Origin of the sequence: Pseudoalteromonas sp. MER144-MNA-CIBAN-0113, assembly GCF_040308965.1 — a bacterium.
Taxonomy (GTDB): Bacteria; Pseudomonadota; Gammaproteobacteria; order Enterobacterales; family Alteromonadaceae; genus Pseudoalteromonas; species Pseudoalteromonas tetraodonis.
Map to the genome: position 1 here is coordinate 1 of NZ_JBEOOG010000110.1, position 8,419 is coordinate 8,419.

The 8,419-nt window shown below is 38.9% G+C and carries 9 protein-coding genes; 3 read left to right on the forward strand and 6 right to left on the reverse strand.

The genetic code is table 11. The features are described 5' to 3' along the window. Positions 1-348: 348 nt before the first annotated feature. From AAEY57_RS18080 to AAEY57_RS18090, 3 genes are read right to left on the reverse strand one after another with little or no spacing between them, the layout of a single operon-like run. On the reverse strand, positions 349-972 hold the full coding sequence (locus AAEY57_RS18080) for a hypothetical protein (RefSeq protein WP_350608448.1): 624 nt from the start codon (positions 970-972) through the stop codon (positions 349-351). Continuing rightward, complete coding sequence (locus AAEY57_RS18085) at positions 959-1,549, reverse strand: sigma-70 family RNA polymerase sigma factor (RefSeq protein ID WP_350608449.1); 591 nt, start codon at positions 1,547-1,549, stop codon at positions 959-961. The genes AAEY57_RS18080 and AAEY57_RS18085 overlap by 14 nt, the downstream gene beginning before the upstream one ends. A 14-nt stretch (positions 1,550-1,563) precedes the next feature. Beyond that, positions 1,564-2,196, reverse strand: a complete 633-nt coding sequence (locus AAEY57_RS18090; RefSeq protein WP_350608450.1) for an energy transducer TonB — start codon at positions 2,194-2,196, stop codon at positions 1,564-1,566. Between the two features lie 318 nt (positions 2,197-2,514). Between AAEY57_RS18090 and AAEY57_RS18095 the strand changes: the two genes are divergently transcribed. Then, the gene (locus AAEY57_RS18095) at positions 2,515-3,369 is read left to right on the forward strand and encodes a hypothetical protein (protein ID WP_350608451.1); all 855 of its coding nucleotides are present in this window, start codon (positions 2,515-2,517) and stop codon (positions 3,367-3,369) included. 80 nt (positions 3,370-3,449) lie between these two features. Then, positions 3,450-4,160, forward strand: a complete 711-nt coding sequence (locus tag AAEY57_RS18100) for a hypothetical protein (protein WP_350608452.1) — start codon at positions 3,450-3,452, stop codon at positions 4,158-4,160. An 86-nt stretch (positions 4,161-4,246) separates the two neighbouring features. On the opposite strand, the gene AAEY57_RS18105 is transcribed toward AAEY57_RS18100, so the two are convergent. Both AAEY57_RS18105 and AAEY57_RS18110 read right to left on the reverse strand, forming a co-directional pair. Further along, entirely contained in the window at positions 4,247-5,578 is a 1,332-nt protein-coding gene (locus AAEY57_RS18105) for an MFS transporter (RefSeq protein ID WP_036956616.1), read from the reverse strand. Between the two features lie 113 nt (positions 5,579-5,691). Then, positions 5,692-6,468 carry a transporter substrate-binding domain-containing protein gene (locus tag AAEY57_RS18110; RefSeq protein WP_350608453.1) on the reverse strand — a complete coding sequence of 259 codons (777 nt, stop codon included), beginning with the start codon at positions 6,466-6,468 and terminating at the stop codon, positions 5,692-5,694. Between the two features lie 255 nt (positions 6,469-6,723). Between AAEY57_RS18110 and AAEY57_RS18115 the strand changes: the two genes are divergently transcribed. After that, entirely contained in the window at positions 6,724-7,434 is a 711-nt protein-coding gene (locus tag AAEY57_RS18115) for a VC0807 family protein (protein ID WP_064664008.1), read from the forward strand. Between the two features lie 72 nt (positions 7,435-7,506). On the opposite strand, the gene AAEY57_RS18120 is transcribed toward AAEY57_RS18115, so the two are convergent. Beyond that, a complete protein-coding gene (locus AAEY57_RS18120) occupies positions 7,507-7,950 on the reverse strand; it encodes a c-type cytochrome (RefSeq protein WP_064664007.1) in 444 nt (147 codons plus the stop codon). Between the last annotated feature and the right edge of the window lie 469 nt (positions 7,951-8,419).

Consider the following 8,419-nt stretch of genomic DNA (forward strand, 5'->3'; position numbering starts at 1 on the left):
TATGATAATTTAAACGAGTCAGGTAAAGTGGCCTGACTTAAACAAACTGGTCTCCGATGAACTCGGGGCGATTCAATAAAATACCTGAAGCTAAAGTTGTAGCGAAGTATTATTTTGATAGGATAAGCAAATTAAACAATTTAGATGCAAGTCCTAGAATCAAAGTAACATTAGCAAATTTGTCTAAGTATTATTTAAGTGGAAAGTGGAAAGATAAAGTAGATAGAGATTAATGTTTTATTATTAGTAATACTGCTAATACATATAATTTTTCAATTCTAAAGCACAACACAGCATTCTTTTAGGTGGTAATTGCCTATTTAAATTACCACCTTACTAAAAATCTTCCTAAGCCCCACACTGCCTAACCCCAACCCCCGCATGTTTAAGCCCTACAATCTGCCCTTTGCCGTTATGTGCCATAGCGAGCATGTCGCCGGTATTTATATTACTTTCTACTGCGTGCCTTCCCTTTAAATCACTTAAGAGCGACTGCTTAATTTGTACCAGTACCTCGTCATTACAGCTGGCTATGTACCAGTCGTTATCAACCTTTACGAGAGTGCCGTATTCTATGTGGCGTTGTTGGTGTAAGCGCAAGCTATTAGCATGTTGAGTGTCGAGTGCGTGTTTTTGCTCGGTAATGGCGCTTGTGTAACTGCCTGATGGGGTTATTTCGTGGGTTTTAATAATTGAGTAGTCGTGAATGTCTATAGTTTTAAATGAGCTGTTAAGCACCGTTTTAGGTGCGTAGTTAATGCCCTCGTTACTATCAAACACAATAAATGCGAATACGCCCAGTGCGCAGGCAAGGCTGGTTAACTGTAGCGTAAAACTAAGCCTTGAGGGCTTTTTATGGCTGGCATTATTAAGTAACGCTTTTTGTTGGGAAGCGCTGAGTGTAGTGCGTGCTTTTCGCTCTTTGTAGTGTTGAGTGAGCTTTTGATCAAACTGCTCATCAGGCTTGTTCATTGTTTGCTCCTAATAAACGTTTAAGGTTTTGCTTGGCATAGCGCAACCGTGTTTTTACGCTCTCATGGTTGCTTTGCGTTATAAGCTCTATGTCGGCAAGGCTAAAGCCTTCTTGTTGTAAGGTGATGGCTTCGCGCTGCACAAAGCTAAGTTGCTTGAGCGCAGTGTTAAATGCTTCGTAACTTATGTGTGTGTCGCCTATATGCGAATCACTACTTGTTAATTCACTTTGATTGTTATTTTGTGCAAGCCGTTGGCTGTTTTCGTCAAGCTCGACAAAGTGTTGCTGTTTGCGGTATTCGTCTATCAGAGTGTTACGTGCGAGTCGAAATAACCAGGCTTTAGGCGTGGTTTGTGCTTGGTAAAGGTGGCGCTTTTCAATAACCTTTAGCCATGTTTGTTGGCTTACGTCGTATGCTAAATGTGTATTAGATTGGGTAACTAGGTAGTGATATAAATCGTTACTGTATAAGGTAATAAGCTGCTCTAAGTGGCGGTTGTCGCCACTTTTTGCATACCGCGCCATGCAGTCTTTGCTTGGCTCTTCAAATAACCATGACTTAATACTCAATAGCATAGGCGCTTATTCCTTTACTGCGAACTGTCTAATTTAAAATCAAGCTGTACGGTTTGACCTGTTTGCAATTGTGCCACACCTTCAATTACTTTTGGACGATATTTCCAGCGTTTAATGGCGCGAAGTGCTTCGCGATCAAATATGCGTTTTGGCTCGGAATTTACTACTGTGGCATCAATTACTTCACCTGTGGGTGAAATATTAAAGCTAAGTTGCACCCAGCCTTCTATGCCATCACGTGCTGCGCTAGTTGGGTATTTAGGGTTTATGCGCACAATGGGTGAAGCATCTCCCGTAGGGCGGTTAAGTGTTTGCTTCATATCGTCACCAAACCTGTCAATTACTATGGGTGGTGCTGTGCTTATTGCTGTTATTGGCTCATTACTAGGTGTTACACGTGGTGGTGCTTTAGGCGGTATTTTAGGTGTGGGTAGTGGCGGTATTCTTTTAATATGCGTGGTTTGCTTATCTTCTGGTGCTTGAAAAATCTCAACAGTAATATCATCACCCAATTTGATAGGCGCTCTTTGCTCGCCACTAATTAAGTATTGCATAAAGGCAAATGCGATAAAGGTCATCGCAGCACCGCCAATAACAGCTGTTGATGTTTTGAACATGGGGTTTTTAGGAAATTCAAGTGTGTGCATAAGCCGCTCCAAATTAACTTATTATGTTGTTTCAGAGCTATAACGGCTGAAAAATAGAAAAGGGGTTAAATAGTTTTAAAATTTAATTAAAAATACAGGGGGAGTATTTAACCTATATAAAAGGTCTCTTGATTTTTTTATTTTGGGTTGGCTAAAAAGAATGTAGTTAATTTAAGATTTGCCTGTTATTTTCTATTTTATTTACTCTAGGTAGATGAAATTTAGAGCTTTAAGTTGCTTCCCTGCTGTTGTTAGATTTTACTTCTCAGTAGTGGCGGTGGCAACATTCAGGCATGCTCATTAAAAAGGATTTTATAAATGAAAAAAGCAATATTCGTTTTTTTATTATTTGTTAGTGCGTGTTCATATTTCGAAAGTGAAACAGAGCAAGCAAATCGTTTATCCAAAACACACCAAGTAGACATTCAAGCTGGTGAACCCTGTTTATTTTTCCCTGAACAATTTGCAGTTAGTGATGGAGAGCCTCCAATTCTTGAAATGGAAATGACTACGCTTGCAGATGCTTCTGAGTCACTCGATGGTATTGAGGCCGCATTAACGACCTATCCTCCAGGGTTTGTTGCTGAAGCAATTGACGCTATTTACCTTTCTGGACCTATGCTTATAGAGGGGGCTGCTGCTGGAGGAACCTATTCAAGCAACTCCATAATTCTAGTTAATCTCTCAGGATGGAATGGCACGAATTTTAATTTCGAAAATTCGTTGAAAGGGGTTCATCATGAATTAAGCTCGTTAGTTTATATACGTTCACCTTTCGTTATATTTGCATGGCAAGCTTTGCTGCCAAAAGACTGGAAACCCGCAGCATCTAATTTTGACGCGCTTACAAAGTATAAATCTGCACCCGATTATAACGCAGGCTTTTTGTCTGATTATGGTAAAACCTCTGTCGGAAACGACTTTAATATTTATGCTGAATTTGCCTTTGCTGAACCTGAAAAACTGCGGGAACTTGCCGCAGCCTATCCAATAATAGCTAAAAAGTTGAGTTTGTTTATTACCGCGTATACGCAGTTTTCGGCTAAATATCAGCAAGACTTTGAAGATTATTTTGCGAGAACAGGTTTGAGTGATGTTGCTGTACAGCCTGAGAATTTTGAAATGACTATCCATTTAGATTTAAGCGATATTAAGCCTCAGATAAGCCAATGAGGTTTTTCTTTTTGGGCTGTTATCTCTGCTTAGCATTATGCTAGAATCGGCCTTATCATATAATAAATAAGGATATTTTTGTGGATATTATCATTGGTCAAAATGTGCTGAAGAAAAAAGCGCAACTAACTCAACTTTCTGAGCGCGCTATTGGGCGGGCTTTCAAAGAGCAAGCCGCTTTGGCAATCCAAATGACACAGTGCAGTGCTGCGGTTTATCGCCGCTTACAACGCACCTATAAATCTACTGTAACTCCTAGGGATCAAAAGCGTGTTAAAGCCGGTGGCTTAACGACACAATCAGTTGTTTTTTCTACCAGCAATAATAGTCAAAAATCTTTTAATAGCTTACTTCCAGCTATGCGTGGCGGCGCTTCAGCGCTTGGTAGTGTTGCAAAAACATCTAACGATGTTGCTATTGCCTCAAATCAGCCCCAAGCAATCAATTTATTAGCTTTATTACACCCAGTGATAAACGAAGATATTATGAAAACAGGTAATAGTGTTGAGAAAGCGGCAACTATTTTAGGCCTTGTTACTACAACAGTTGGTTTTGCTGTTCCTGGTGGCAGCGTTGCTTCTTCAATTGTGAGCTGGGTAGGTAGTGGTGCTACTTATTCAGGGTTTACCATGTCGAGAATTCGCCCTGATGCTCCTGATCGTGCATATCATCAACTAACAAACTATATTACTTGCTTGGCTGCATGGAATAAAAAGGCATGTGAGTTAATAGATATTGCAGATCCAAATGGCAAGTGGACTTTTCGAGATATTGAAACAGGGTTTGCTTAAAATCTAAAACAATTAAGGGAGTATAATGACTCCCTTAATTGATGTTTGCTTAGCGTGTTTTTTAAAACACTTAAAAGCAGTAAAAATTAATTTTTCACGTCATCTTCGTGAAGATCTTTAAACAGCTCCCCTTGGGGATGTTCAAAAAACTCATCATCTATTTCTTCGTCATCCACAACCAACATTTGATCTTGTGCGGTGGTTTCTTCAATACGGGGATCCATAGTTGCTGCCAGTGGCGAGTTAGTTACATCGGACGTGCCGACCACATAATCACTGGGTTCAGGCTGCTCTACTTTTTGTTTAGAATTAATAAACGTGAGTAATAAATACATGGTTACGGTTAATAGCGAAATAGACGCATACAATGCTTGGTGACCAAAGTAGCTCATGAACTGTGCGTTAACTGTTGAGCCTATTGCTGCACCGGCGCCAAAAGCAACCAATAACGCTGATGACACGCCCACGCGTTCTTCGTCTTCAACTCGCGAATTGGCCAATGCCGAACAAAGCGGATATAAAGTAAAGGCAAACAAACCAAATATAAAGGTGAGTATGTAAGCAATTAACTGTGAGCTTGGTAATAAAAACAATGCCAAACTCACAATGCCTATGGCTATGGCATTAGTGCGAATTAATAAACTACGGCGAATACGGTCAGAAAGCATGCCCATTGGCCACTGTGCTAGCAGGCCGGCTAAAATAGTTAGCGACATAAAAATAGCAATTTCAGCGGCGTTAAAGCCAGATAGCTTAGCAAAAATAGGTGCTAGACCATAAAAGCTACCATTGATAATGCCTGCAAAGTGGACCGCAGTAAGCGATTGTGGCACTTTTTTAGCGTAATCAAATAGGCTCATTTTTATCGGTTTTAAGGGTTTGGGGTGAATTCTACGGGTGATAGAAATAGGAATAATGCCTATTGCTAACGCCATGCAGACTAAAAATAGCGGCGCATAACCTAGCTCAGGAAATTGTGCGAGCGCTAATTGCCCTAAAATCATCCCCAAGTATGAAGTGATCATATAAAACGAGAATACGCGGCCGCGTGATTCGGGGGCTGACTGTTCATTCAGCCAGCTTTCTAGCACCATGTAATTACACATCATACCTAAGCCAACAAAAAGCCTAAGGCCTAACCATATATAAAGATTATCGCTCACGCCGTGAGCAGCCACACAGGCTGTCACTGCAGCGGTACTGGCGGCAAAGGTTCTGATGTGACCTACCGATTTAATAAGATGATAGCCAAGTTTTGAACCTAGTAATAAGCCAAGGTAATAACACGAGGTCATTAAGCCTATCCAAAACGTAGACGTGCCTTGTTTACCTAAATAAAGCGCTAAATAGGTAGTAAGTAAACCGGTACCAATAATTAAAAATAAATTGGCAAAGTACAGTGACGGAAATGATTTCATTAAAATGCAAATTATGAGCTAAGACAACTAGATACTAGAGCAAGCGAGAAGGTTTTCCAAGCTGTAAAAGGGAGTTTTATATGGCGCAACCCTATGCAGGCTCTAAATAGAGGTTAATGGATGAAATAATCATTTAATAATATTTCTATTTCACCGTTTTGTAGGTACTTAGTAATATTTTTGTTTATTTTTTCAAAGTCTTTTTTATAGCTTGGATGACAAATAATATTATCGTTAATGACCACCGGTGAGTAGTTTTTACTATAGGGTAGGTGGGGGTGTATATTTAACTCTTTATAAGCAAAGTTAATATCGGGGTAAAACGCTAATATTAAGTCTACTCGCCCGAGTAATAAAAGTTGTAAGCTTTCCATTTCGCTATTTACTTCAATTACTATTTTGGCTTTTTCTTTTATTCTATCTAACTCACGGCTACTGGGTACCCCCCGAACAATGCTAATAATATCGCTGTTATTAATTTGGCCTACGTTTGAAATAATCCGTTCTGGGTTATTAGAAACGACTTTGATCAGTGCTTTGTTAAATGGTGTGCTGTGTAAAATGTTTTTAGGTAAAGCCATTCCTTCTGAGCCATCAAAGGTGTCCTCGCCTGGTGCATAGCAAGCAACAGTTTGTTTTAAAAACTCAAGCTTAGCGCGTTTCATTGGCATGACTTCAATTATGTATTGATCACTCAGTTTTGCATCTGCGAGTGCTTTGGTTAATAACGCATGATAAACCCCTTGGTATTGATTATTAGCAGCGTGTTGAAACAGTCCACTTAATTCGGCAACAGCAATAATTTGTTTGGCAGCGGCCTTTTGATGCACACAAACTATCAATAAAAATAACCAAAAGTACGATGTAGATAAATACTTACCACTGAGCATGACTTTAAACTAATTTATTTTTTGTTGCTTTAATATAGTCTTTGAGGGCTGAAAATACGACTGGTGATTTAATTAACGCCTCAATTTATACCTATATTACTGCAGAGTAATCGCTACATAATAAAATAATACGACTAAGTGCCATGCTAGAATAGCGAGCGTATTGCGGGTATTATGCAAAGAAGCAATGTTTAGCATTATTTATTCCACATTAGGGGAAATTAATGGCAGCAGTAATATTTTTTGGAACTAAAAATGACCAGTAATAATCAAGCTACAAATAAGCGTAAAAAAAATAATCCGCTTATCGAAATAGTCTTTAATATCATCATCCCTTCAGTCATTTTAATGAAGTTTTCTGGCCCTGAATATTTAGGCAGTGTGGCTGGTTTAATTGTCGCGCTTATATTCCCTATTAGTTATGGGATTTATGATTTTATTAAAGCGGGCTCATTAAATTTCATCTCGCTTTTAGGCTTTTTAAGTACTTTGCTTACCGGTGGTATTGCCTTGTTTGAGCTAAACGTTGAGTGGTTAGCCATTAAAGAAGCAGCTATTCCGGCAATCATTGGTTTTACCGTGCTGATGTCGGGCTTTTTTGGCAAACCGTTACTAGCCAAACTTTTATTAAACTCACTTTTATTTAAGCTAGACGCTATTTACGATGCCTTAGATGCACGGGGCAATACGCAAAGCTTTAAACAAAAAATCACCAATGCTAATTACCTCTTAGCGCTGACCTTTGTGTTTTCATCTACGATGAATTACATCCTTGCTAAATGGATTGTTACCAGCCCTGCAGGTTCCGTTGAATTTAACGAACAGCTTGGTGAAATGACCTTACTGAGTTATCCGGTAATTGCTATTCCGTCTATGCTCATGCTCATTGGTATTTTTGTTTATGTAATTAAAGTACTGACTAAATTAACTGGTATGAAGTTTGAAGACATGGTTAATGCTGAATAGAGTTATACATAATCTATAATAAAAAGCCGTTGTTTAATAACGGCTTTTTTGTTTATGCTTACCTATAACTATTTATTTGTAATCAGAGTACTTCGTTCTGTGATAAGGAATAAGCTTATAATTTGGTTGTAAAAAGGTCACTAAATCTGTGAGTTCAGAAACGGTCATGGTGTCGTTAAATACCGTCATTTTAGATGCTCCATCGGGGGTTCTAGCATCAGCTCTGTAAGGCCTTGAAAAGCGGTGCGAAGGGTTAATAACCGATGTAACTAACTCAGCATAAGTGACTATTTTGGTTTTATTTCCGCCTAGTCTGATAGAAATATCGTCATGTTTTTTTATACTGTCATCTTCTACACCTGCAAGCGTATGGCATGCCAAACACTCATACTTAATAAAAACGGCTTTACCTTTTTCAGCATTTCCCTCTGGTAAGCTAAACCCCCTTGGAGAATCAACGCCTCTATCGCAGCCTGCAAGTGCAATTAAGCATAAAATTATTAATGTATATTTCATGGTAGCTCCTTTGTCTTTCATTGGTTTAGTGAGCGGCAATTGATAAACCATAGCCATAAACAACTTATGGCTAATTAGCTAAAACTAAAAGCGACCGCATTAGCGACTAAACTATGTATTTACTGCGCTGTATGATATTTGCATCTGGCTATTGTTTGTATTTTTAAGGTTTAGTAAGTAGCAAGAAAAGTTAATAAGGCTACGCTTATTATTAAGTGTTGATTTATTAAAATGCTTGAACACTCTATTGTTTTTATAAAGAGTCATTCACAATAAATGACTCATCTAGGGTCTGTTGACCTTTCAAGGTTAAATTTGCAGCAGTCTGTTTGGTATTTAGGCAAGACAGAGCCTATGTGGTGTGGTTATTCCCCATAAATAGGCGATAACGTAGCATCAATGCCAAACAGGCGCTGCCCGAAGGGTTCTGCCTAGGGACGATTTACTCTTTGTTGCCTACATGGATGTA